The sequence below is a fragment of the Paenibacillus sp. genome (genome assembly GCF_048976745.1).
Classification (GTDB): Bacteria; Bacillota; Bacilli; order Paenibacillales; family Paenibacillaceae; genus Paenibacillus.
The window spans coordinates 1,663,133-1,687,073 of the sequence record NZ_JBHGUU010000006.1 but is presented as its reverse complement, the minus strand read 5'-3'; the positions used below and the strand labels follow the sequence as shown (position 1 = coordinate 1,687,073).

General features: G+C 45.6%; 23 protein-coding genes. 16 read left to right on the top strand and 7 right to left on the bottom strand.

Annotated elements, in window-relative coordinates; genetic code table 11:
• Positions 1–156: 156 nt before the first annotated feature.
• The 11 genes from purT to ACE3K2_RS14035 all read left to right on the top strand — a co-directional run bounded on the left by purT (position 157) and on the right by ACE3K2_RS14035 (position 13,472).
• On the top strand, positions 157–1,344 hold the full coding sequence (gene purT / locus ACE3K2_RS14085; protein ID WP_421891022.1) for a formate-dependent phosphoribosylglycinamide formyltransferase: 1,188 nt from the start codon (positions 157–159) through the stop codon (positions 1,342–1,344).
• Positions 1,334–1,792 (top strand): GNAT family N-acetyltransferase, encoded by a 459-nt coding sequence (locus ACE3K2_RS14080; protein WP_253438357.1) that lies wholly within the window; start codon positions 1,334–1,336, stop codon positions 1,790–1,792. The genes purT and ACE3K2_RS14080 overlap by 11 nt, the downstream gene beginning before the upstream one ends.
• A 314-nt stretch (positions 1,793–2,106) precedes the next feature.
• A complete protein-coding gene (locus ACE3K2_RS14075) occupies positions 2,107–2,931 on the top strand; it encodes a CAP domain-containing protein (protein WP_421891018.1) in 825 nt (274 codons plus the stop codon).
• 290 nt (positions 2,932–3,221) lie between these two features.
• Positions 3,222–4,094: a GDSL-type esterase/lipase family protein gene (locus tag ACE3K2_RS14070; protein ID WP_421891016.1), complete on the top strand. Its 873-nt coding sequence runs from the start codon at positions 3,222–3,224 to the stop codon at positions 4,092–4,094.
• Positions 4,095–5,060 (top strand): ABC transporter ATP-binding protein, encoded by a 966-nt coding sequence (locus tag ACE3K2_RS14065; RefSeq protein WP_421891014.1) that lies wholly within the window; start codon positions 4,095–4,097, stop codon positions 5,058–5,060. It abuts the gene before it with no gap.
• Positions 5,053–6,042: an ABC transporter permease gene (locus tag ACE3K2_RS14060; RefSeq protein WP_253438348.1), complete on the top strand. Its 990-nt coding sequence runs from the start codon at positions 5,053–5,055 to the stop codon at positions 6,040–6,042. Before ACE3K2_RS14065 ends, ACE3K2_RS14060 begins: the two co-directional genes overlap by 8 nt.
• Positions 6,043–6,118: 76 nt before the next feature.
• Entirely contained in the window at positions 6,119–8,098 is a 1,980-nt protein-coding gene (gene parE, locus ACE3K2_RS14055) for a DNA topoisomerase IV subunit B (protein WP_421891012.1), read from the top strand.
• Between the two features lie 12 nt (positions 8,099–8,110).
• The gene (gyrA, locus tag ACE3K2_RS14050; RefSeq protein WP_421891010.1) at positions 8,111–10,573 is read left to right on the top strand and encodes a DNA gyrase subunit A; all 2,463 of its coding nucleotides are present in this window, start codon (positions 8,111–8,113) and stop codon (positions 10,571–10,573) included.
• Between the two features lie 228 nt (positions 10,574–10,801).
• A complete protein-coding gene (locus ACE3K2_RS14045) occupies positions 10,802–11,242 on the top strand; it encodes a MarR family winged helix-turn-helix transcriptional regulator (protein WP_421891008.1) in 441 nt (146 codons plus the stop codon).
• A gap of 275 nt (positions 11,243–11,517) precedes the next feature.
• The gene (locus tag ACE3K2_RS14040; protein ID WP_421891006.1) at positions 11,518–11,964 is read left to right on the top strand and encodes a MarR family winged helix-turn-helix transcriptional regulator; all 447 of its coding nucleotides are present in this window, start codon (positions 11,518–11,520) and stop codon (positions 11,962–11,964) included.
• Entirely contained in the window at positions 11,961–13,472 is a 1,512-nt protein-coding gene (locus ACE3K2_RS14035; protein WP_421891003.1) for a DHA2 family efflux MFS transporter permease subunit, read from the top strand. The genes ACE3K2_RS14040 and ACE3K2_RS14035 overlap by 4 nt, the downstream gene beginning before the upstream one ends.
• Before the next feature lie 114 nt (positions 13,473–13,586).
• On the opposite strand, the gene ACE3K2_RS14030 is transcribed toward ACE3K2_RS14035, so the two are convergent.
• The 3 genes from ACE3K2_RS14030 to ACE3K2_RS14020 all read right to left on the bottom strand — a co-directional run bounded on the left by ACE3K2_RS14030 (position 13,587) and on the right by ACE3K2_RS14020 (position 15,646).
• Positions 13,587–13,931, bottom strand: coding sequence for an MGMT family protein (locus ACE3K2_RS14030; RefSeq protein WP_421891000.1), 345 nt, complete (start codon positions 13,929–13,931; stop codon positions 13,587–13,589).
• 117 nt (positions 13,932–14,048) lie between these two features.
• Positions 14,049–14,780, bottom strand: a complete 732-nt coding sequence (locus ACE3K2_RS14025) for an RluA family pseudouridine synthase (protein WP_421890997.1) — start codon at positions 14,778–14,780, stop codon at positions 14,049–14,051.
• 2 nt (positions 14,781–14,782) lie between these two features.
• A complete protein-coding gene (locus ACE3K2_RS14020) occupies positions 14,783–15,646 on the bottom strand; it encodes a class I SAM-dependent methyltransferase (RefSeq protein WP_017687801.1) in 864 nt (287 codons plus the stop codon).
• Positions 15,647–15,938: 292 nt separating this feature from the next.
• On the opposite strand from ACE3K2_RS14020, the gene ACE3K2_RS14015 reads away from it, so the two are divergent.
• Genes ACE3K2_RS14015 through ACE3K2_RS14005 form a run of 3 tightly spaced genes read left to right on the top strand, consistent with a single transcriptional unit; the run spans position 15,939 to position 17,822 of the window.
• On the top strand, positions 15,939–16,391 hold the full coding sequence (locus ACE3K2_RS14015; protein WP_421890994.1) for a flavodoxin: 453 nt from the start codon (positions 15,939–15,941) through the stop codon (positions 16,389–16,391).
• Between the two features lie 5 nt (positions 16,392–16,396).
• Positions 16,397–17,203, top strand: a complete 807-nt coding sequence (locus ACE3K2_RS14010; RefSeq protein WP_421890991.1) for a hypothetical protein — start codon at positions 16,397–16,399, stop codon at positions 17,201–17,203.
• Positions 17,204–17,255: 52 nt separating this feature from the next.
• Complete coding sequence (locus tag ACE3K2_RS14005; protein ID WP_421890987.1) at positions 17,256–17,822, top strand: nitroreductase family protein; 567 nt, start codon at positions 17,256–17,258, stop codon at positions 17,820–17,822.
• A gap of 8 nt (positions 17,823–17,830) precedes the next feature.
• Here ACE3K2_RS14005 and ACE3K2_RS14000 read toward each other — a convergent pair whose 3' ends face one another.
• Both ACE3K2_RS14000 and ACE3K2_RS13995 read right to left on the bottom strand, forming a co-directional pair.
• Positions 17,831–19,288, bottom strand: coding sequence for a 4-hydroxyphenylacetate 3-hydroxylase family protein (locus ACE3K2_RS14000; RefSeq protein ID WP_421890984.1), 1,458 nt, complete (start codon positions 19,286–19,288; stop codon positions 17,831–17,833).
• A 202-nt stretch (positions 19,289–19,490) separates the two neighbouring features.
• Positions 19,491–19,643 (bottom strand): DUF1540 domain-containing protein, encoded by a 153-nt coding sequence (locus ACE3K2_RS13995; protein ID WP_074095586.1) that lies wholly within the window; start codon positions 19,641–19,643, stop codon positions 19,491–19,493.
• Positions 19,644–19,977: 334 nt separating this feature from the next.
• Between ACE3K2_RS13995 and ACE3K2_RS13990 the strand changes: the two genes are divergently transcribed.
• The gene (locus ACE3K2_RS13990) at positions 19,978–20,790 is read left to right on the top strand and encodes an AAA family ATPase (protein ID WP_421890981.1); all 813 of its coding nucleotides are present in this window, start codon (positions 19,978–19,980) and stop codon (positions 20,788–20,790) included.
• A 91-nt stretch (positions 20,791–20,881) separates the two neighbouring features.
• Here ACE3K2_RS13990 and ACE3K2_RS13985 read toward each other — a convergent pair whose 3' ends face one another.
• Positions 20,882–22,348 (bottom strand): HAMP domain-containing sensor histidine kinase, encoded by a 1,467-nt coding sequence (locus ACE3K2_RS13985; protein WP_421890978.1) that lies wholly within the window; start codon positions 22,346–22,348, stop codon positions 20,882–20,884.
• Positions 22,333–23,019: a response regulator transcription factor gene (locus ACE3K2_RS13980; protein ID WP_036613325.1), complete on the bottom strand. Its 687-nt coding sequence runs from the start codon at positions 23,017–23,019 to the stop codon at positions 22,333–22,335. The genes ACE3K2_RS13985 and ACE3K2_RS13980 overlap by 16 nt, the downstream gene beginning before the upstream one ends.
• A gap of 192 nt (positions 23,020–23,211) precedes the next feature.
• Here ACE3K2_RS13980 and ACE3K2_RS13975 point away from each other — a divergent pair, with 192 nt between their 5' ends.
• On the top strand, positions 23,212–23,928 hold the full coding sequence (locus ACE3K2_RS13975) for a YceI family protein (protein ID WP_421890975.1): 717 nt from the start codon (positions 23,212–23,214) through the stop codon (positions 23,926–23,928).
• Positions 23,929–23,941 lie beyond the last annotated feature (13 nt).

The window sequence follows — 23,941 nt, the reverse complement described above, 5'->3', positions numbered from 1 at the left end:
TCTGTGAGCAGTAATTGTAAAATTTGATCGAAAAAACACAAAAAATCTTGTAAAATTCACAAGAAAAATAGGGAGCACTCTTGCAATCTTTAACCAAAACCCCGAAAATAGAGAGACAGATATAGAAGATTTCTCTTTGGGAGGATTGGAAAGAACATGTGGGGTGCTCCTTTTACGGCTCAAGCCAAAAAAATGCTGTTACTGGGCAGTGGAGAATTGGGAAAAGAGGTCGTTATTGAGGCCCAACGACTGGGAGTAGAGACGATCGCTGTTGATCGTTATGAGAACGCACCTGCAATGCAGGTCGCGCACCGGTCTTACTGCATCGACATGCTGGATGCCGAAGCTTTGAAACAATTGATCCGTAAAGAAAAACCTCATTACATCGTACCTGAGATTGAAGCTATTGCAACAGAAGCTTTACTGGAGCTTGAGGAAGAGGGATTTTGTGTAGTACCTACTGCCCGAGCTGCACGTCTAACGATGGATCGCGAAGGCATCCGTCGTCTTGCAGCCGAACAACTGAAACTTCCAACAGCTGACTACCTTTTTGCGGACAACCTGGAACAACTTCAGGAAGCCGTACGTGAGCTTGGCACACCTTGTGTCATTAAACCATTGATGAGTTCTTCCGGCAAAGGGCAGAGTGTATGCCGAACACCGGGCGACGTCGAGGATTGCTGGAACATTGCTCTTTCGGGGGCTCGTGGCAAATCCGTTCGTGTTATCGTGGAGAGCTTTGTGCAATTTGACAGTGAGATTACATTACTTACCGTTAGGTCTGTATCAGGCACCGTATTCTGTCCTCCGATCGGCCACATTCAGAAGGATGGGGATTATGTCGAATCCTGGCAACCTCATGCAATGACTCCTGAACAATGGGAGCAGGCTTGTCATATTGCCAAATCCGTCACGGATGAACTTGGCGGTTATGGATTGTTTGGAGTGGAATTGTTCCTCACATCGGATGGTGTGGTGTTCAGCGAGGTATCTCCTCGGCCGCATGACACAGGTATGGTTACAATGGTGACGCAAGACAGTTCCGAGTTTGCGCTGCATGTACGTGCAATTCTTGGTTTTCCGGTCACAGATGTACATCTGTTGACACCGGGAGCTTCAGCAACGCTGAAGGCTAATGATGAAACATCTGACTTTACTGTAGGCGGGATTGAAGAAGCGTTGGCTCTTCCTCGTACTCAGATTCGTGTATTTGGCAAACCTGAGACCAAAGTAGGACGCCGAATGGCTGTAGCCCTAAGTGCTGGCCAAGATGTGGAAGAAGCTCGTAAAACAGCGGTGCAAGCCGCTAATATGCTGAAAGTGGAGGTAAATCATGTCCAATAATGTTGAGGCCCCTGTACTGATGATCCGAGAGTGTGAACTGCGAGATGCTGAAGCGGTAACGGGACTGATGCGAGAGGTCAGCTATCCGACAACAGCCAATGTCATGAAAGAACGCATTGAATGTTTGGAAACCAATCCAAATGCGTGCATGCTTGTTGCCGAAGTGGATGAACAAATTATTGGTGTGATTGGCTTGCAATGTGTGCAAAGTCATGCCTATCCAGAACCTGCCGCACAAATTACTTCCCTGATTGTAGGTCAAGAACATCGTGGCGGTGGTATTGGCCGTCGTCTGATGGCTCGTGCCGAAGATTGGGGCAGACAGCAAGGTGGTAAACAACTGTTTGTCACGGGTGCGAACCGTGAAGTGACTTCAACAACGTACTCTTTTTATGAGCACATTGGTTTTCAGAAGAGAGGCTATCGGTTCAGTAAAGTTCTTCTATAGTAAAAAAGTTTCTTCTATTGCATGGAAATTCTCATGATATCCTGATCTGCACCTCCTGGTGTGGTGAATGATAAATAGATGGTGAAGCGACATTCGACTAGCATTTTTAGTCCGAATGTCTTTTTTTTATGGTTGTATCATCGGGGATAGATGATTACAAGATGAGCCTCAAGGGCGAATCTGATACATTCTATAAAATGACAAAAAAGTTACTTTTCCATATTTTATAGGTTCACAATCTCCTGTCGAATTGATATACTGCTAGAGTATTAATTACAAAGTTGTAATAACTAATCTTAAGGAGATGAATGAATTTGAAAAAGAAATGGATGAAAACTGTCGTAACGAGTAGTCTGACAGCCTTACTGGCCGTAGGGGTAATGCTTCCTGCTTCCGCGTCTGCTGCAGATTCAACATATAAGACTATCACAACGTACAAAATTACAAGTACAGACAGCTTGAAAGCTTATATCGAGAAATGGCTCAAACAAAATGGGTACACCGTATCCGACGGGCAAATTGTAGAGAAACCTGCTACGCAGCCTGACCAAACGACGAAACCTGCTGAACCAACAACAAAACCGGCTGAGCCGACCACAAAACCAACTCAACCAACAACAAAACCGGCTGAGCCAACAACTAAGCCTGAACAACCGACTAAACCAGCACAACCAGTTCAAGAAGAAAAACCGGCAACTACACCGGCTAAAGATTCTTCAAATACGGGTAACACAGGTAACACAAGTAACAGTGGCAGCGAAACTACGCAATCTGATTTTGCTGGTCAAGTTGTTAAACTGGTCAATGCTGAACGTGCAAAGGCAGGTTTGAGCGCACTTGCTTCTGATGCTCTTCTGGACAAAGTAGCTGTGGCCAAAGTAAAAGACATGAGTAACAATAACTATTTTGATCACCAGTCTCCTACGTATGGTTCTCCATTTGATATGATGAAACAATTTGGAGTAACTTACAGCTACGCAGGTGAGAACATTGCCAAAGGACAAAAAACACCTCAGGAAGTTGTAACAGCCTGGATGAATAGTGCAGGACACCGTGCCAATATCCTGAGCAAAAACTTTACGCATATCGGTGTAGGGTACTATAACGGATACTGGGCTCAAGAGTTTATCGGTAAGTAATTCATTATAATGAAGAAAGTATGTATTTCTTTTCCACAAGGTTATGCCACACACAGTTCAAATCTGTGTGTGGCATAACCTTTTTTCCGTAAAATGGGATAAGAAAAATGAATTCTGCGAATACAGCGCCAAAATTTGCAAATTAACGACAGAACATTTATGTTAATTAGGAATAGCATCATTAAGGCGTGTCTGAAAACTCCGAAGCAAGCGGATTTTCAGACACGCCTTAATGTAAAGTCATTATAAATTATTAGGCACCCGGATTGGTGTACATGAGCGGAGATGTGATGATGAAAAAGAAAAAAAGCCTTGATTCAGCACCATGGATCTGGAGAACCGTAAGTACAGTATCCATCTTGGCAACCTTGTTGTTGTTATTTGGGTTTGGATACGCCATAAAAGACGTGATTTTTCCCGAGGGAGATTCCGCGTTAACTACAGGCCAGGAGGCAACTGCTCCATCTAAGGATAAAGAAGGAGAACCGGCTATAGTGGAAGATGGCAAGATTCGGATGGCTGTCATCGGTGATTCCCTGGCAAGAGGTACCGGGGATGATGAAGGACTTGGCTTTGTTAGACGTGCAGGGAACCTGCTGAAAGATAAAGGATATGACGTTCAGGTTCTTAATAACCTGGGTGTAAACGGTTTGAGAACGGATGCTTTATTGAAAAAATTGGATGAGCAAGGTGTTCGTTATGTTCTGCAGCAGTCCAATTTTATTTTGCTCTCGATTGGCGCGAATGATCTGTTCCAGGGAGGGCAAGTTCTACAGGGGGAAGATCCGCCAACAGCAGAGCAGCTGGCAGCGGCTTTACCGGAAACGTCCAAACGCCTTCAAGAGATATTGAAGAAAGTAAAAGAAATCAATCCCGATGCACAGATTGCGTACATAGGGTTGTATAATCCATTTGGTGATGTGAAGGAATTGGAGAAGCCAGGTAATGCAGTTGTTGATGCTTGGAACGATGCTGCACTGGCTATTTTGAACAATGAGGACAAGATGACACTTGTCCCAACATTCGATTTATTTGAAAATCATCTGGGGGAGTATCTCTCGTCAGATCATTTTCATCCAAACGGACAAGGTTATGAGCAAATTGCAGTTCGGATTGCCCAGGAATTCCAGGCGGATACACCGGCAGAAGGGAGCGGAAAATAAATGGCAGAGCAGCAGTATGATTCCGTCCTGTCTGTACAGCATCTGAAGAAGCGGATCGGGCGCAAGTGGATCATTAAAGACGTTACATTTGACGTAAAACCTGGTGAAATCTTTGGATTTCTCGGTCCCAACGGTGCTGGGAAAACAACAACAATACGGATGTTGGTAGATCTGATCAAACCGACAGAAGGAAAAATTAAAGTCTGTGGTTATGATGTGAATCGGGACCCTGAGCGTGCTTTGAGATACGTGGGCTCCATTGTTGAAAACCCCGAGGTGTATACATATCTGACCGGATGGGAGAACCTGGAGCATTTTGCACGCATGCAACCAGGAGTGGATAATGACCGTATCCAGGAAGTCGTGGATATTGTACGATTGGATCAGCGCATTCACGATAAAGTCAGAACATACTCATTGGGTATGCGTCAGCGGCTCGGTATTGCACAAGCGTTACTTGGGCGGCCTCGCCTGCTCATTCTGGATGAACCGACGAATGGCCTTGATCCAAAAGGCATTAAGGAACTTCGTGTCTTTATCAAACAACTTGCGAGTGAAGGTATGGCTGTATTTGTCAGCAGTCACTTGTTAAGTGAGATCCAGCTTCTCTGTGACAGAGTAGCGATTATCAGTGCGGGGCGTGTGCTTGCCGTTGGAGGTGTAAGCGAACTGATTGAAGATCATTCCAAGTTGGCCATATGGCACGTTTCACCACTGGAGCAAGGTAAAAAGATGTTACTGGATGCAGGCATTGCTCTGGTAAGTCGACCTGCGGATGTGATGGATGATACGATTGTTGCGGGCCTTGGACCCAATGCTGTGGTTGCCGAGATGCATGAAGATCGAATTCCCGATCTGGTGCAACAGATGGTTCAAGCTGGTATTCAGGTTGAAGGGGTGCAGCGGATTCAGCCTACGCTCGAACAACTATTCTTAAAAATGACAGAAGGTGAATCCATTGAGTAATATCATGCCGCTGATCCGGAATGAAACGATTAAGATGGTGAAGAAAAAACGGCTTTATATTATATTTATTGTACTTGCGATCCTCGTACCGATGTTTACGTATGCCCAGATGAAATCTGCGGAGAATAATCGTGACAAGTTTGGCGGCGATTGGCGTCTTGAACTGCAACAGGCCATCACAGACAATCAAAACTCGCTCGGTAGCGATCGGGTACCTGAAGAGTACAAGAAATATAGAACCGTGTATATCCAACAGATGCAGTATTATCTCGAAAACGACATCAATCCCAAAGAACCGGGCGGTGTTACCTTTACACGGGAGTTCATGAACAACGCAGTTGGATTGTTTATTCCACTGTTAATCATGGCTATTGCTTCAGATCTTGTTTCCGGTGAACGTACGACAGGTACGATTAAAATGCTTTTAACGCGTCCGGTTAGACGTTGGAAAGTGCTTCTGAGCAAATTAATTACGCTGATTATGTTTGTTTCGATCATTGTGGTATCAGCCTACATTATATGTTATGTCATATCGGGCGCGGTCTTTGGCTACAAAGGCTTCAACATGCCCATCTTCACAGGATTCAAGGTTGTGGGAACAGATGTTGATATGTCGGCAGTGCATGCTGTAGACCAGTGGTTGTATATGCTTATGCAGGCAGGACTGATCTGGTTTGTGAGTGTAATTGTGGCTATGCTTGCTTTTATGGTATCTGTACTTGTACGAAGTACAGCTGCAAGTATCGTGATCATGATGGCCGCTCTGATTGCAGGAACAATCTTGACCAGTATGGCTGCATCTTGGCAGACAGCAAAATATCTGTTCATGGTTAACCTCGAACTTCCTGATTATTTGTCAGGTGGATTACCGCCAATCGAGGGTATGAATTTAGGTTTTTCCCTTATTGTTCTTAGTGTTTGGGGCGTTGCTTCACTCATTGTGTCATTCCTTGTCTTTACGAAACGGGATATCTTGAATTAAAATGGACAAGGATAAGAAAACATCTGTTTGCATTTTAGGCATTTTTTTAGTTGCAAGTTAAGAAGGGGGAGCATGAATGGTCGAGCAAATCGATATGTCGGCAGGTTCGACAGGCGGAGGACAGGGGTCTTCAGGCTACGACGCGGACGACATTCAAGTACTTGAAGGGTTGGTAGCGGTACGGAAACGGCCGGGGATGTACATCGGCAGCACCAGCACTTCGGGTTTACATCATTTGGTATGGGAAATTGTCGACAACGCTGTCGACGAACATCTCGCCAAATTCTGCTCCAAAATCGATATCACGCTGCATAAGGACGGTTCTATTACGGTTCAGGATAACGGAAGGGGAATTCCGACAGGTATACATAAAACAGGGATTCCTACTCCCCAGGTCGTGTTTACGATTTTGCACGCAGGCGGAAAGTTCGGTGGATCAGGATACAAAAAATCAGGCGGTTTGCACGGTGTAGGTGCGTCAGTTACAAACGCATTGTCCGAGTGGCTTGAAGTCGAGATTTTCCGTGATGGCAAGATTCATCGTCAGCGATTCGAGTATTGGAAGGACAAAAAAGGGATTGAACATGTCGGTGAACCGGTCTCCGGTCTCGAAGTGTTGGGCAATACCAATCGGACAGGTACAAAAGTTACATTTAAACCGGATATTCGGGTGTTCCAGAACGGCATTCAATTTAATTATGATACATTGGCAGAACGCCTTCAGGAGATTGCTTTTCTGAATTCAGGTCTGAGAATTGTGCTCAAGGACGAACGTTCGGGCAATCAGGATGAATACATGTACGAAGGCGGAGCAAGCCAGTTTGTTGCTTTTCTTAACGAAAATAAAGATGTGCTGCATGATGTTATTCACTTCTATGCGGAGAAGGATGACATTGAAGTTGAAGTGGCCATCCAGTATAACGCAGGTTATACGGAAACACTGGCTTCGTTCGTGAACTCCATCCCTACTCGGGGTGGCGGTACTCATGAGACCGGATTCAGGGCTGCGTATACTCGTGTAATGAATGATTACGCACGGCGTACCAGCATGATTAAGGAAAAAGACAAAAACCTCGAAGGTAATGATCTGCGTGAAGGTATGATGGCCGTCATCAGTGTCAAAATGTCCGAGGTTGAGTTCGTAGGGCAAACGAAGGATCAGCTTGGGAGTGCAACTGCACGGAGTGCTGTGGATTCGGTCGTGTCCGAGAATATTCAGAGGTTCCTGGAAGAAAACCCGCAGGTAGCGCAAACGTTAATTCGCAAAGCGGTTCAAGCCTCCAGAGCCAGAGAAGCAGCTCGAAAAGCACGTGATGATATGCGTACAGGCAAGAAACGTAGTGAAAGTTCCAACCTGAACGGCAAGCTGACGCCGGCGCAATCCAAGGATTTTACCCGAAATGAGTTGTTTATTGTCGAAGGTGATTCCGCAGGTGGTTCTGCCAAGCAGGGACGCGACTCGAAGATTCAGGCTATATTGCCCCTCAAGGGAAAACCGCTCAATCCGGAAAAATCGAAGCTGGCGGACATTCTCAAAAATGAAGAATACCGTGCCATTACAGCGGCGATCGGGGCGGGCATAGGAACCGAATTTGCAGTTGAAGACAGCAATTATTCCAAAATTATCATTATGACCGATGCAGATACGGACGGCGCACATATTCAGGTGCTGTTGTTGACCTTCTTTTATCGTTATATGAAGCCTTTGATTGATGCAGGCAAAGTGTATATTGCTCAGCCGCCATTGTACAAACTTACTCGTAAGTCTGGTAAGCTCGCGAGTGTTCGATATGCATGGACGGATGAAGAACTGGCGAATTATATGAAGGAATTCGGTAATAATGTTGAACTTCAACGTTATAAAGGTCTTGGTGAGATGAATCCGGATCAACTGTGGGAGACAACAATGAATCCGGAAACTCGTGCGATGCTGAAGGTACAGATTGTTGATGCAGCAAAAGCAGAACGTCGTGTATCTACGCTCATGGGTGATAAGGTTGATCCGCGGAAACGCTGGATTGTAGAGAACGTCGACTTTACAGAGTACGAAGAATAGAAGGTGCTTGGAATGAGTCCATCAGAACAATTTATGCCGGCCTTTCTCGAAGAGGTCGTAGGGGACCGTTTCGGTCGCTACTCCAAATATATTATTCAAGATCGAGCCATTCCCGATGTACGGGATGGGTTGAAGCCAGTACAACGGCGTATTCTGTACGCCATGTACGATTCAGGTAATACGCCTGACAAGACTTACCGCAAGTCTGCCAAAACCGTTGGGGACGTAATGGGTAATTATCATCCACATGGTGACTCCTCCATCTATGAGGGCATGGTGCGGATGGCTCAGCCATGGAAAATGGGCCATATGCTCGTGGATGGTCATGGTAACTGGGGATCACAGGATGATGACCCGGCAGCGGCGATGCGGTATACGGAGGCCCGTTTGTCGCCCATCGCGATGGAGATGCTTCGCGATATCGAGAAACGGACGGTGCTGTTTAAGGATAATTTTGATAATACGGCCAAAGAACCGGTTGTATTGCCATCCCGTTATCCGAACTTGCTGGTTAATGGTGTCAGCGGTATCTCCTCAGGGTTTGCAACGGAGATTCCTCCACACAATTTGCGTGAAGTCATTGATGCTTCCATCGCTGTAATGGAGAAACCGTCGATTGAGCTGGACGAGATCATGATGTTCATGAAAGGTCCTGACTTTCCAACCGGCGGACTGATTATGGGCGGTGACGGCATTCTGGATGCCTATCGCACAGGTAAGGGACGGATCTATATCCGGTCCAAAACCGATATTGAAAACATGCGTGGTGGCAAGCAGCAGATCGTCATTACCGAAATTCCTTATCAAGTTGTGAAGTCTCGACTGGTTACAGCGATGGAGAACATTCGACTTGAGAAGAAGGTTGAAGGTATTGCCGAAGTACGTGATGAGAGCGGACGTGAAGGACTACGGATCGTGGTTGAGCTGAAAAAAGAAGCGGACGCACAAGGTATTTTGGCTTATTTGCTGAAGAAAACCGACCTTCAGGTCACTTACAACTTCAATATGGTTGCGATTGTGAATAAAGCACCACAGCAAATGGGATTGAAATCAATCCTGGAGGCTTACATTGCCCACCAGCGGGAAGTTGTAACATTCCGTACCCGGTTTGAGCTGGAGAAAGCGGAAGACCGTGCACATGTGCTGGAGGGCTTGGTTAAAGCTCTGAACATCCTTGACGAGGTCATTGCAGCGATCAAAGCGTCAAAGAACCGGCAGGATGCTCAAAATAACCTGATGTGGATGTTTGGGTTCACGGAACGTCAAGCGGATTCCATCCTTACTTTGCAATTGTACCGTTTGACAAATCTGGAGATTAATTCTCTGGAGAAGGAACTCGGTGAACTGATGAAAAAGATTGCGCAATTACGATCCATTCTGGATAGTGACCGCAAGCTTATCGGAGTCATCCGCAAGGAATTGATGGAGATTCGTGAGAAATACGGTATAGACCGTCGTTCTGCGATTCAGGGTGAAGTGGAAGAACTTAAGGTTAATCTCGAAGTACTTGTGAACGCGGAAGATGTATTTGTTACGTTATCCAAGGAAGGATACGTGAAACGTACAGGCATGCAGTCCTTTACACGTTCTGGTGGTGAACGGAGCGGAAGTGGTGTAAAAGACGGCGATTATATTGCGCAGGTTCTGGAAGTCAATACGCTGGAGAATCTGCTTGTCTTTACGAGGAAAGGTCAGTACTTCCTGTTACCTGTTCATCAGGTACCTGAATTCAAGTGGAAAGATCCAGGCACAGCCATTGTGAATGTCATTCCCCTTGCGAAAGACGACCGGATTGCAAGTGTGCTTGCTGTGAAATCCTTTGAAGAGCCAAATCACAGTCTGGTCTTCGTCACGCGAAGAGGGCAGGTGAAACGAACGGAACTGAAGGATTACGTTACCAAACGTTCCGGTGCAGTTGCGGCTTGTAAAGTGGGCAAGGACGATGAAGTGTTATCTGTGCATCTGAGTACTGGTAACCAAGATATTATGTTGATTACAAAAGAAGCCATGGCAATTCGTTTCCGTGAGGATGAGGTCAATCCTATGGGACGTGTATCCGGTGGTGTTCGTGGTATTCAGTTGAGAGATACCGATGAAGTTGTATCCGCCCTATGGGTTGAAGGAGATGAAGGTGAAGTTGCCGTGTTGTCCGATTTGGGATATGGTAAACGTTCATTACTCCTGGATTACGCTGTGCAGAGTCGTGGAGGCAAGGGGCTTGCCACATTCGAGTTCAAGGAAGGCAAACGCGTGAAACCGAATGGCAGCCGTATTGTTGGAGCGTTTTATTGCAAAGAGCAACGTAAGATCACTGTAATGACCAAGGAAGGCCAAGTGTATCCGATCTCTTCGGAAGGTGTTCCGATTACGGAGCGCAAACATATTGGCAAACTGCTTGTTCCTGTGGATAAACAGGACGAGATCGTTGAACTTCTGAGGGACTTCAATGAGAATCAACCAGCATCATCTTCATAAAAACAAGCAAACAAGACTTTTCGCAGCGCAGCTAATCCTGTCATGCGAAGAGTCTTTTTTTGTTGTTCGAAGGCGGATTAGAAGATCACATTCATGCGAAGTTTAACAACCTTCGTCGATTACGGTCGATCGCTAGGAAATTGAAAAAAGGCAGCAGGAATGCGGCTTTGGAGGGCGAAAACTTAAGCAGGTGAAGTGATAACCGGTTGCAGAGAGGAGCGATGCAAGATGTATAATTCCGATTTTGCCAAGTGCTGGTCCAGACTAACCAAAGATTATAAACTGCATATGGATCAAGAGCTGGCACCCTCATTAACGGAGGCTCAGCTGGCTGTACTGGAGGTGCTTGAGGATCATCAGAAGATGAAACCTTCGGATCTGATTCCTTATCTGGCGACTACGCCAGCTGCCGTAACCATGCTGCTCGATCGGATGGAGAAGAATGATCTGATTCACAGGAATCGGGATAATCAGGATCGACGCATTGTGTGGATATCTCTTTCAGAGAAAGGAAGAATGGAGACTGAGCGGGGGATCACCATCCGTAATGAATTCATGAACTCTGTTCTCAGTAACATTTCGATGCACAACCAACAATTGCTGGTATATCTGTTAGGCAAAATGACAACACCCAAAACCAAAGAGCCTGCATTATCCACTTCGGTATAATACAATGCTGATTCTTCTGAATAACCATAGGCGTACCTGCTCGTTTCATGCAGGAGCCCTATGGTTATTTTAATTACAAATTACATATGATACACACTGTGTCCAGCCAATTTGATTAAAGGCGTGAATCTAACACAGTTAGTATGTCCTAATATTATTTTTGTAAATTCATATGTAAAGAGTTGACTATGTAAATATTTTTGTTATAATAAATAATTGTTCCCCTGATATTTCGTGTACGAAATATTATATTCCAAAAGTAAAAGGGTGAATCAATGACTGATACGTATGAAGTATTCTATATTATTAATTCGTTCCGCCAAGTGAATCAAATGCTTTTTCGAGCATTTTGGAATGAAAACAAGGAGATCGAGCTGACTTCGATCCAGTTTATGGTGTTATCCATTCTGAGGGAGCGTCCTTCCATCGGCATCAACGAAGTGGCTGAACTATGCCATATGGGAAGTAGTTCCATGAGCGCAGTTGTGGAGCGACTGGTCAAAGGCGAGTATATTATTCGGACACGTTCGGATGCAGACCGCCGATCCGTTAAGCTGCAGATTACGGATAAAGGGGAACAGGTCCAACAGGAAACACACCATTTATGGATGGAGAGAGTGTCGCCCATTCTGGATATATCGAAGGAAGACCTTGAACACCTACTTAGAATTCATAGTCAGATGATTGAAAAGTTACAAGGAAGAGAGATGAACAACATATGAGTACGACTACTGCTGCAGCTCCATCCTCCGCGATGGACAACATCAAGAAAGGCCCGATTGTAGCTGCATTGTTAATTGGTGCCTTTGTAGCATTCCTGAACCAAACCCTGATGAATGTAGCGCTTCCTAAAATCATGGAAGACCTCGCGATTAATGCAAACAAAGCCCAATGGTTAACTACGGGTTACATGCTCGTGAACGGTGTGCTGATTCCGGTTACGGCATATCTGATTGCCAAATTCTCAACGCGTCAAATTTTCATTACAGCCATGACTCTCTTTACCATAGGTACATTAGTCTGTGGTCTTAGTCCAACCTTCACCATTCTGATGGTAGGTCGTGTTATTCAAGCGGCAGGTGCAGGGATCCTGATGCCTCTGATGACCGTTGTATTTCTGACCATCTTCCCGATTGAGAAACGTGGTCAAGCCATGGGAACCATGGGGATCGCGATGATTCTGGCTCCTGCGATTGGGCCTACACTTTCAGGTTATGTGGTTGAGCATTATTCCTGGAGATTGTTGTTCTACATCATCTTGCCATTTTCTATTATTGCAACGGCAATCGGTATTGCTTTTGTCAAAAACGTAACACGTCAATCCAGACCTAAACTGGATTATCCAGGCGTTATTTTATCTACACTTGGTTTTGGCAGTTTGCTCTACGGATTCAGTGATGCGGGTACCGATGGATGGGGCAGTGCAATTGTCATTGGATGCCTCGTGGTCGGTGCGATATCCCTGATTCTGTTCGTTATTCGTCAACTGACCACAGATCATCCGCTCCTTGAGTTCCGTATTTTCAAGTACAACATGTATACATTAACCACAATTATCAATATGCTCGTGACAATGGCGATGTTTGCAGGTATGATCCTGCTTCCTATTTTCCTGCAAAATATTCGTGGTTTCTCACCGATTGAATCAGGACTGCTGATGATGCCCGGTGCGATATTGATGGGGATTATGTCCCCAATTACAGGTCGCATATTTGATAAGGTGGGCGCACGCTGGCTTTCGGTTGCAGGTCTTGCCATTACGGCAATTACAACTTGGGGACTGAGTCGCTTGGCAATTGATACTACTTATGGTTACATGATGTTTATTTACACGGCTCGTATGTTCGGTATGTCGATGCTGATGATGCCGATCCAGACAGCAGGTCTGAATCAACTGCCTCAACGTCTGAACGCGCATGGTACTGCGATGTCCAATACATTGCGTACAGTTGCCGGTGCGATCGGTACAGCCATTCTCGTTACCATCATGAGTAGCAAGCTCAAAACACATCTGGCGGATGCAGTGGCTGCTGGCCAAGTTGACCCTAATAATAAGACAGCGATGTTAGCTGCTACAGCAGATGCAACGATTTATGGTGTTAACTATGCATTCATCGTGGCTACCGGAATGACCGTGGTTGCTTTAATTATGGCGTTCTTTATTCGTAAAACAAAACCAGCTGTTGAACCTGTTACGGTAGAACAGGAAAAAGTGACGGCAACAGCATAACGGATATCAGATAAATACCAAAAAAGAGAACTCTAGCAGTTGAAAAGGGGTAACCCTAACTGCCTGAGTTCTCTTTTTTTGGTGTTTGCGATATGAGGAGTAGGAGATGGCGTCCTATTCGGGCTGGATCGTTGGATCAATGAGAAATACAGGATCCGGCTCATGTCCGAACCGATGAAGATTAATGGTTCCGTTCAGTTGAAACTCCACACCTTCGCTAATCAGCTCCGTTTCCTGCATCAGGCGCGAGTGTTCGTCCGGTATGGAGATTTCGCCTTTTGCGTTAACGACACGGTGCCAGGGAAGGCGTTCCTTGCGGCTCATGGAGTGCAGGATACGTACGACTTGTCTCGCGGCTCTTGGACTACCGGCATGGGCTGCAATCTGACCGTAAGTCATCACTTTACCTTCGGGAATCGCCGCGATGATCGCAATGACTTGTTTGGTAAACGGGGTCATCCTGATGTCTCCTCTCTGTATGTTAGGTATATAGCTGAAAATATTAAAAAACGTGTCGTTCAGATACAGAATCTGAACGACACGTGATATGGACAGATCTAACCTGATCTTGTGCTCTTATAGAGGTTGTTCAAAAGCTTTTTGGTACACAGCAGCTGGCCATTCTGCCCAGGGAAATTCTCTTGCAGGCAACGATTGCAAAATAACTTCTTCCTTGGTAACCGGATGCGGAAAAGCTGCAATCGCTGACCAGAGAGCGATCTGTTGCCCGGGTTTATTCACGCTTGCGCCGTACTTCTGATCCCCGTACAGAGGGCAGCCGATTTCTTTCATTTGCACCCGAATCTGATGAGATCTGCCGGTGTGCAGTTCGATATGGACGAGGCTGTAACGGTCTGTCTCCCCGATAACACGGTAATCCAGAACAGCATCCTTACCGCCAGCCGTACCTTTAGGTACAACAGTAACGGTATTGGTGCGTGAATCTTTCAGGAGTGTGTGCTTTAACGTTCCCTGCTGTGCAGGCAACTTGCCATGTACAACAGCCGCATATATTTTACGGAAATGACGTCCTCGCACCGTCTCGGACAATCTCGAAGCTGCTTTGGAGGTCTTGGCAAAGATCATTGCCCCTCCAACCGGACGATCAAGTCGGTGTACTAACCCGAGATAGACATTGCCAGGTTTGTTATATCGTTCTTTCAGATCTTGCTTCAGCAATGTAAGCAAATCCGGATCACCTGATGCATCTTCCTGGGTAGGTACATTGACCGGTTTCGTAATACCTAACAGATGGTTGTCTTCGAACAGAATCGGAATCGCATCGTGATCATGCCGATGTTCTGACATGATTAAGACTCCCAACGGCCCAGAATACCACAAGGCAGATCAAGACCACTGCGTGTGATCGGCAGACCGATTTCACCTGCGGTTATGTCACCGCCGTACTGAGCAGACATCGTCATGGTCAGCATGTTGCGCAGAACGGTGGAGGAGATGCCCGTAGTGTAGGAGTTCACCAGCATGAATAATGGATTATCTGACAAGATCGTCATACATGACTTCAAGAAAGGATAAAGGTTCTCTTCCAGTTTCCATGTCTCACCATTCGGACCGCGGCCATAAGAAGGAGGGTCCATGATAATAGCATCATAACGATTTCCGCGCCGTTGTTCCCGTTGTACAAATTTGAATACATCATCTGTAATAAAACGAACAGGGCGATCAGCCAGTCCGGATAATTGAACATTTTCCTTGGCCCATTGAACCATGCCTTTAGCTGCATCCACATGCACGACAGAAGCCCCTGCGTATGCTGCGGCTACCGTTGCTCCACCTGTGTAGGCAAACAGGTTCAAGACAGAAATAGGGCGTCCTGCATTGGAGATTTTATCCATCATCCAGCTCCAGTTGGCGGCTTGTTCAGGGAACAGGCCCGTGTGCTTAAAGCTGGTAGGTTTAATGTGGAATTTCAGGTTTTCGTATCCGATCGTCCAGCGCTCGGGAATGGGTTTTTTCATATCCCAGTTACCGCCGCCGGAAGAGCTGCGATGATAGTGACCGTGCACTTGCCGCCATTCATTGGTCTCTTGCTCAAGGGGCCAAATAATCTGTGGATCGGGTCTGCGTAAAATCACATCTCCCCAACGCTCCAGTTTCTCGCCGCCTCCTGTATCGATTACTTCATAGTCCTTCCAATTCTTAGCTACGTACATAATGATTTATCCATCCTTCAAAAGTCATTTGGATACTATTGTACAACAAAAAAGGGCTTGTACGCCAGTTGGGGGACGGGATCATTGGAGGAAGGGATTACATCTGACCTTAAAAGGGTGAGGTATTTTGGCTGTGTTGAAATCCAACATGCGCCATATACTGAAAAACAAAGATAACCAAAAATTTAATTTGACAATGATAATCATTATCACATATGATTTTGTTAATTCAAATTCATTCTTTCTTCAGAGAGAATATTAACTTGATCAAACTAAAGTGAGGGAAAAATAGATGGCTAAATTGTTAGTGGCTTATGCAAGCATGACGGGAAATACAGAAGAAATTGCAGAACTGATTGTCGAAGGAATTAACCAGGGAGGCCACGAGGCAGACCTGAAATCTGTAACGGATTGTAATGCATCCGATGTATTGGACTATGACGGATTCATGATTGGCGTTTACACCTGGGGAGACGGGGAGTTGCCAGATGAATTCCTTGATTTCTATGAGGAGTTGGATGAACTAGACTTGAGCGGTAAGAGAGCAGCGGTGTTTGGTAGTGGTGATACTTCGTATGAGCAGTTCTGTGGTGCAGTTGATCTCGCGGCTGCCAAGCTGCAAGAGCGTGGGGCGGAGGTATCTCCAGAAATGTTAAAAATAGAATACAGTCCGCTTGAGCAGGAAAAAGATACATGCCGTGACTTTGGCAAACGTTTTGCTGCTGCCGGATTACAGGTGTCCTAAAGATCATGTTAAGACATAATGTTCAGGCAGCAATGCCGGTCGGAAGGAATGACCTTCCCGGGTGTCTGCTTGAAGATTACAGATTGGAAGAAATGCTGCGCAGCCCACACCGGTTCATCCGCCCTGAACCAGTGTCTGAGCAGCGTCCTCCACTGCAATGGAGGCACCGTGTACAATATGCGGTGAGCCATGCGGTCAATGCCTTTTATAGTCTCTGCCCGGATGTTCGCAAAGAAGTACCTGTGCAGTATTTACTTGAGAAGTGGTGGCCCAGAAAGACGGATGGTTTCGAATCAGTTCTCCATTACTGGGATGTGAAGAACAAGATCACGGATGAATTGTCACTTGCCATTGCAATGAACGATGATCTGAAGCATCCAGCCATTCTTTTTGAACAGTGGAGAACGGAGTTACCTTCATTGTCCATGCATTTATCGATGATATTTCAGGCGGCCTGGCAGCCTGAAGGCTGGGATTCGCTGCTTATTCAGAAATATATGGTTGTCCATGATCCAAACGTAGTTGAGGCGTTTCAGCATATGGTCAGTGTATTTTGTTGGGAAGCGTTCGGGAAATTACCGGGTATGATCGAAATATACTGCTTGTTGGAAGGACGCAAAATCAGGTACATCCCTGGACGCCAGTCTCTGATACGTTCCATGGACTACATTCGCTTGATACGTGATAGCATGCCGCAAGCAGAAGTGGTGGAGTCAGAGCAATTTACGACACGTGATAAAGCGCGTATACACGAAGAGGTAGATCGCTGGAGAACGGAAGCCGTTGAACCGAAGAAAACATGGTTGATGTGAAGGCGGTTGAAGGATAAGGATATATCATGCAGATAGAGGAGGGGAAGTTGCCATGTCTACCAGTCTAAGTCAAGATATAAGCAGCGGCAAACGACGTGCAGGAACTTGCGAGTTCAGTCCGTTGCCAGTGCCCCAGTCGGTTATACGAAAGTTGCTTGATGAAGCTGATCCTTCATTATATGTGATGAGTTCAGAGCCTTGGAGGTTTATGTTGTTTGCAGGCGAAGGGAGACAGTTATATCTGGAAGCGGTCAGACAGAGCTATCCACCCCATCTGGCTGATCGCTATGGCGATTGGGCTACATATCAATACACGGAAGCGATCCCTACACATCTGGTTGTCGTGGCGCCTATGAATGCCCGTGAGGATGATCTTCTGCCGGCCAAAGCCTGGAGCAAACGTTTTAGTATTCTGGCTGCGGAACAGGGCTTGAATGCGGTCTGGAAAATCAATGATTATCAACAACATCCTGTGTTTATGAATTTGATGGGTTTGACAAGTGCAGAGAAGGTGTTAGGGGTATTCCATATCGGTTACGGAGACCAGCCTGCATTGCGGGATATGGATGCAAGCAGACCAGCCTCTGAACTGATGACGGTCTATGACCATCTGGTATAAAAATTCTTTTATTTACTGGTGTTGGATAGAAAATCACGAACGAGCTGACGATTGGTCTGCTCTTTGTTGTAGACGGAGTATAATCGATTGGATACCGTAAGCACATTGCCAAAAAAGAAGCGTTCGAATTGGGTCTGTCTGCCCCCGAATGATCCAGCCCCAAGCTCCCAGATCAGGCGAAACAGAGCGTTGCGTTCATGAGAAGCCATATCGTTCCCTTTCAGATATATATTCAGTGAAGGAGCGATATCGGATTGAAATTCTTCATCCTGAGGGATCATAATCACCCCGCTTGAACCCAAGAGTTGCAGAATTTCAATCATCTCAGGATAAAGTTTCGGGAAAAGGAGATTGGCTGCCATTAATGGTTTGGGTGCAGGTAATACAAATCCTCGTCCGTCTGGTATGGCACCTGCCTCCGCGGCCAAAGCCAATGCTTTTAACGATTCAAGACCTGCGAACACACGTGCAGTTTTCTCTATAACATGTGCTTCCGTATTCAGATCCAGCGTATCCGTGAGAAGCTGGATTGTACCGAGAACAAATTCCGTCTTGGCAATATAACGACACAGTACCTGATGACCTGCGTGAATATGAAAGTTGCTACCACTGAAGAGACGCGAGGACATTTCCTCACTTCCTGCAAAAAATATCCGTTCATGCGGAACGAGCACCCGGTCAAAGATGACGATATTGTCCATTTCTTCATATCTGGAACTCAGGGGATAATTGGTGTGAGATTCGGCTGCGTAGGTATCCCTGCATACCAGAGTGATTCCCGGAAGATCATTAGGGACAGCAAAAGAGAATGCAAATGGATTTTCGTCATCAAATGGGGCGGGAGAAGGTGAAGGATAGACAAAAATTTCATCCGAAGTGGCAGCTTGTGTAGCCATCATGAATGCTCCGCTAATAATGAGGCCTTCCTCGGTGCGGTCTACGACCTTTGCGGCAATGGCATCCTCAGTGGCATCCAATTGCCCAGAGATTTTGCTGGCATAGGGCTGAATGAAGGCATGGGATAGCGTAATATCATGATCACGACAGTAGGCATAATAATTCTTTAGATTTTCTGCATATTGGGTAGATAATTCGTTCAGGAGATCGGCACCTGTGTAAAAGGACATGATGGCTGTATTCATGTAATCGGGTGAGCGACCAAGAAAGCCATGATGGAAATTTGCCCAGATATTCATTCCTTCCCGTCGTTTACGGAGGTCGTCGGCACTTGTTGGAGGCAGGAAGGATATGCCCACAGGTTTGCCGTCTGCTGGAGAGGCATACGTCATCGTTTCCGCAAATTTGGGATCAGATTGCAGATCATACATGTGCATCTGAGTTTCCATTAAACCAGCAAATGCTACATGTTCAGAGCGTTTTCCAGTAATAAGGTTACCTTTGTACCAGCAAGGGACGGACTGTGCATCAATTCGTTCACGATACTGTGTGCCACTTTTAACAGGCATTGTTATTCACCTCTTGGTTCTAATCGTTCATGGGCAGAATGACTTCTTACGTAGTGTACGTAGGTGATCTGTCCAATGTGCATTTAAGAGGTGAGAAGGATTTTTACAGATTAGGGCTTGATAATAATTATCATTCTTGTTACAATAGACAAAGAAAAAAGGAACCGGTAAGGGCTCCTTTAAATGGTTCACATGAAACGACTTATTTTACTTCAAAAGTCTTGCAGTCTGTTTCAGCAGACTGACTTGCTTCTTTGGAACTGTGGCTCACGATGTAGATCGAAGAAGCGTTACATTTGTTTTCTTGAGCCCAGTGACGACAGGAATTAACTTCACACAATACGTCTTTTGCCATGATTGTTAACCTCACTTTAATTGGATTACATTCGTTGGTATAAAGAAAACCAGATACAACAAGTTGCCGCTTGCGAATCTGGAAAATTTTTGCTCTCATGAAATTTGGAGAGCTTTTTTGCGTTATACACAACGATGCATATTTAGAATAGCAAATTTTATTGAAGCTTGCAACCAAAGGACTTCCTTCTGTGGCAAAATAGTGTACATGCTGTGGTTATATTTGCAAAAAGGCAGTAGTATGGTATTATTTAATAGTAATAATTACGATTAAAATCTGAGTAATTCTGTAAAAATCACAGACTGGAACTATAAATGAAGGAGCATATGTATACATGAGCAAATTAAATCATATAAACCGGATCCCCCGAGCAAAAGGGATCGATATGGCTGCTTTTTACACGCCAAAAGAGTGTAGGCGCAAAGCCCAGCATATTGTATTTTCCGCTGAAAATGAGCGTATCATTAACGAATTCATCACCATTCTGGGCATGAAAGAGAAGTTCAGAGCGCATGATGTATCGATCCCCAACAAAATGGTCATGTTTGGGCCTCCTGGTACGGGAAAAACATTAACGGCATCACATCTGGCGGAGCGCCTTGATCTGCCACTGGTACTTGTAAGATTAGATGCAATCATTCATAGCCATCTTGGGGAGACGGGCAGTAATGTTCGCAAGTTATTCGAATATGCACGAATGAATCCCTGTGTGTTATTTCTGGATGAATTCGATGCGATAGGTCGGACACGTGAGAGCAATGATGAAGTGAAAGAAATGGCTCGTGTCGTCAATACGTTGTTGCAGTGTTTGGACGAATTTGATGGGGACAGTATTCTGGTGGCTGCAACCAATCTGGAAACTCAGCTGGATCATGCCATATGGCGGCGTTTTGATACCAAGATGACTTACGGTATGCCTGATGATTCAAGTCGCAAATTGTATATCAGCAAGCTGGTGGGGGCATTTGAACAGGAGACCCGGTTGGAAGATTACATATGTGAACGCTTGGCAGGGTGCAGTTACGCGGATATCGAGCAGATCGTTTTGAAAGCAAAGCGGAAAGCGATCATTGCCAGTAGTATACTTCATAAGCAACTGATCTCGGATGCTTACGATGAATACAGGCCACGTGTCTTAGAGTGCTGACTGCTTTTGGAATAAAATAATAAGAAGCACTGACAAATAGCCCAGTCTCCAATAGTGGAGCGCTAGGCTATTTGCATTTTAGCGTGTTGCGTTATGCTTTAACGGCTGCTCTGTATGCTTTTTCAGTATTGAGGGCTTCTTGTGTTGCAGTCCAGCGTGGCAGGCTTAATCTGAACATGCTGCCTTCCGGGCTGCTGGAGACAAGTGTCAGTTCACCGCCTTGTTCCTGAGCGAGTAGCCGACTATATGTTAATCCTAGACCCAGGCCGCGGTTACGACGTTTCTTGAGTTCTCCACGATAGAAGCGTTCGAAAATTTTGGGTTGGTCTTCGGCTGCTATCCCTGTGCCGTTGTCCTTGACATCAACGTACAGCATCTGTTCTTCTGCGTGTAGATAAATATCGAAGACAGCCTTTTGTTCAGGAGCTGTGGCATGAAGTGCGTTATTGAGCAAATTAACAATGATCTGCTGAATGCGGAGAGCATCCCCCATAGTGAAAAACGTATTTGGAGGGGCGTGCAGCTGAACCTCTGGCATTTTATCCTCGTAGGCAATCTTCCACTGATAGATAATCTCACCGACCAACAGCTTCAGATCCGTCCGTTCCTTGCGAACGGCAACACTTCCTGCAGCCATGGCGTTATAGTCAAGCAAATCTGCGACCATACGCTCCATACGTTCAGATTCCTTCAAAGCGATATCCAAAAATTCTTTCCCTTCCTGTGGACTCACGACATCGTCACGTACTGCCATAACGAGCCCCTTGATGGAAGTTACCGGTGTCTTGAGTTCATGACTGACCCCTGCCAGCGAAAGTGTACGCCATTCTTCGAGTTGACGGAGACGAGTCGCCATATCTCGGAATGAATTGACAAGTTCATTGATCTCACGCTCTCGTGTATTCAAGTCAAGGCTCACATCATAATTGCCACCACGGATCTGTTCAGCGGCATAGGCGACCTGACGAATAGGTCTGGATAACTTATTGGACAGGAGATAGATGGTAAACCATCCACAGAGGATTAGTCCACCAAGAATTAGAGCCACGAGCCATATGGTCTCTGGACCAAATGTAATGGATTGTTTGGACTGCATAACCCACACTTTACCCAAGGTTTGATCACCCTCGGATATGTTGACCGTTACACCTGCATATTTGTTGTTTCGCGGTTCAAGATAGTCGTCAGACAAACGATAATGCACATCTTTTTGCTCCATTTTAGGCTGGGAAAAAATCAACTGATTGTTGTTGTCCAGGATCATGACACAAAAATAATGATCTGTATTAAATAGTTTCTCTCGCTTGGTTACCAGTCTGTCCAGATCGGGTGGAACCCGAAGCATATTATTTTCACTGGTCACATGATCGGCAATCTCAAGACCAAGCAGTTCTGCGGTTTTGAGACTTTTCTCAATGGAGGTTGTACGAATCCAGTAGAGTGCACCTGCCACAATAATCGTGAAACCAATGCACAAAATCAGAAAATATCGCAGTGTCCAATGTGACAGAATGGATATCGTTCGTTTGGGTTTCTTCTGTTTCAGTTTGCGATCCAAAATTGATACCCCATTCCTCGCAACGTCCGAATCTCTCCCGTCTCTGGCGACCAGTGGGAGAGGGCTTGACGTAGTCGTTTAATCGATAGGTCCACAGCACGGTCACTGCCATCATAGTCCATCCCCCATACCTGTTCAATAAGATGATCCCTGGTAAATGTACGATTCGGATAATCGGAGAGGAAGAACAGTAACGACAGGTCACGAGGTGTGAGTGCAACCTCTGCACCGTTCAGGAGCACCTGCTTGGCAGCAAGATCAATGACGAGATTTCCAAAGGAACGTTTCTCTTCACCACCTGAAGTCCAATGTGGATTACGGCGCAACACCGCATTCACTCTGGCGACCACTTCTTCCGGTACAAAAGGTTTGCTCATATAATCGTCCGCACCGGCATTTAATCCGTTGAGGCGGTCTGAAATGTCATCCAGTGCGGTTAGCATGATCACGGGACAAGCACTTTTTTCACGAATAATCCGCAGCAGATCCCATCCGTCCATTCCTGGCAGCATCACATCAAGTAATACCAGGGAAGGCGTTACGGTATCAAAAAGGGTAAGTGCAGTCGGTCCATCTGCTGCATGATGAACTTCAAATTCTGCTTTTCTCAGATAAGCAGCCAGTACTCGTGCAATAGCTTGCTCATCCTCGACGATAAGTATGGATTTCAAGAAAAGCGTTCTCCTTTCGCTTAGTAAACTTGTACTGATTTTACATGAGCAAGAGCGTAAAGCCAATCCTGTATTGCGGATTTGAAAAAAATATGGGACTTGTCTTATCTTGACTTCTTCCTGACACATTCAATTGATATGATTCACTCCAACAAGCAACCTAAACAATAATATACTGGAGGAAACATACAGATGAACAAGAAAGCAAAAGCATGGCTTATTACAGGTGTGGCGGCGGTTGCCGTAATTGGTGGCGGTGGTTACTATCTCGCCAATAGTTACTTGGGGAACAATGTTGAGATTGAGCAGGTGCTTCCTGCCAGCACAGCGACTTCCACAACCTCAGTAGATAGTACAGGTGCGGTTGTCGCTAATGAAACTGCGGGAGCAGAGCAATTGAACGGAGACTGGAGCATCAGTGAAGGTTCCAAAGTATACTTTTCTGTAACTACTTCACAGGAGACGGTTAATTTTGTAGACGAGCAGGTAACAGGGAATTGGACAATTAATGTAGACGATGCTTCTCAGATGAAAGCAGATGGACAGATTGAGATGGACGGAATTGATTCCGGAAATGGACAGCGTGATGGTCACGTGAAGCAAGCCGATTTCTTCGACATAGCGACATATCCACAGGCAACATTTACAGCGACTTCATTTGAAGGGGTGCCTGCGGAATGGCCTGTCGGTCAAACGGTTGATATCAAAATGAATGGTACCATTACGGTTAAAGGCATTGAAAAAGAAGTAACTTTTGATGCAAAAGCTGCTTATGAGAATAATGAAGTATTGTTGTCGGCGACATCGATGGTAACGTTTGAAGATTTCGGAATGAAAAATCCGCACTCGGTTGTGCTCTCGACCGAAAATGATATCCAAGTACAACTTGAATTGAAACTCACCAAATAAGTTAAGTGTAACA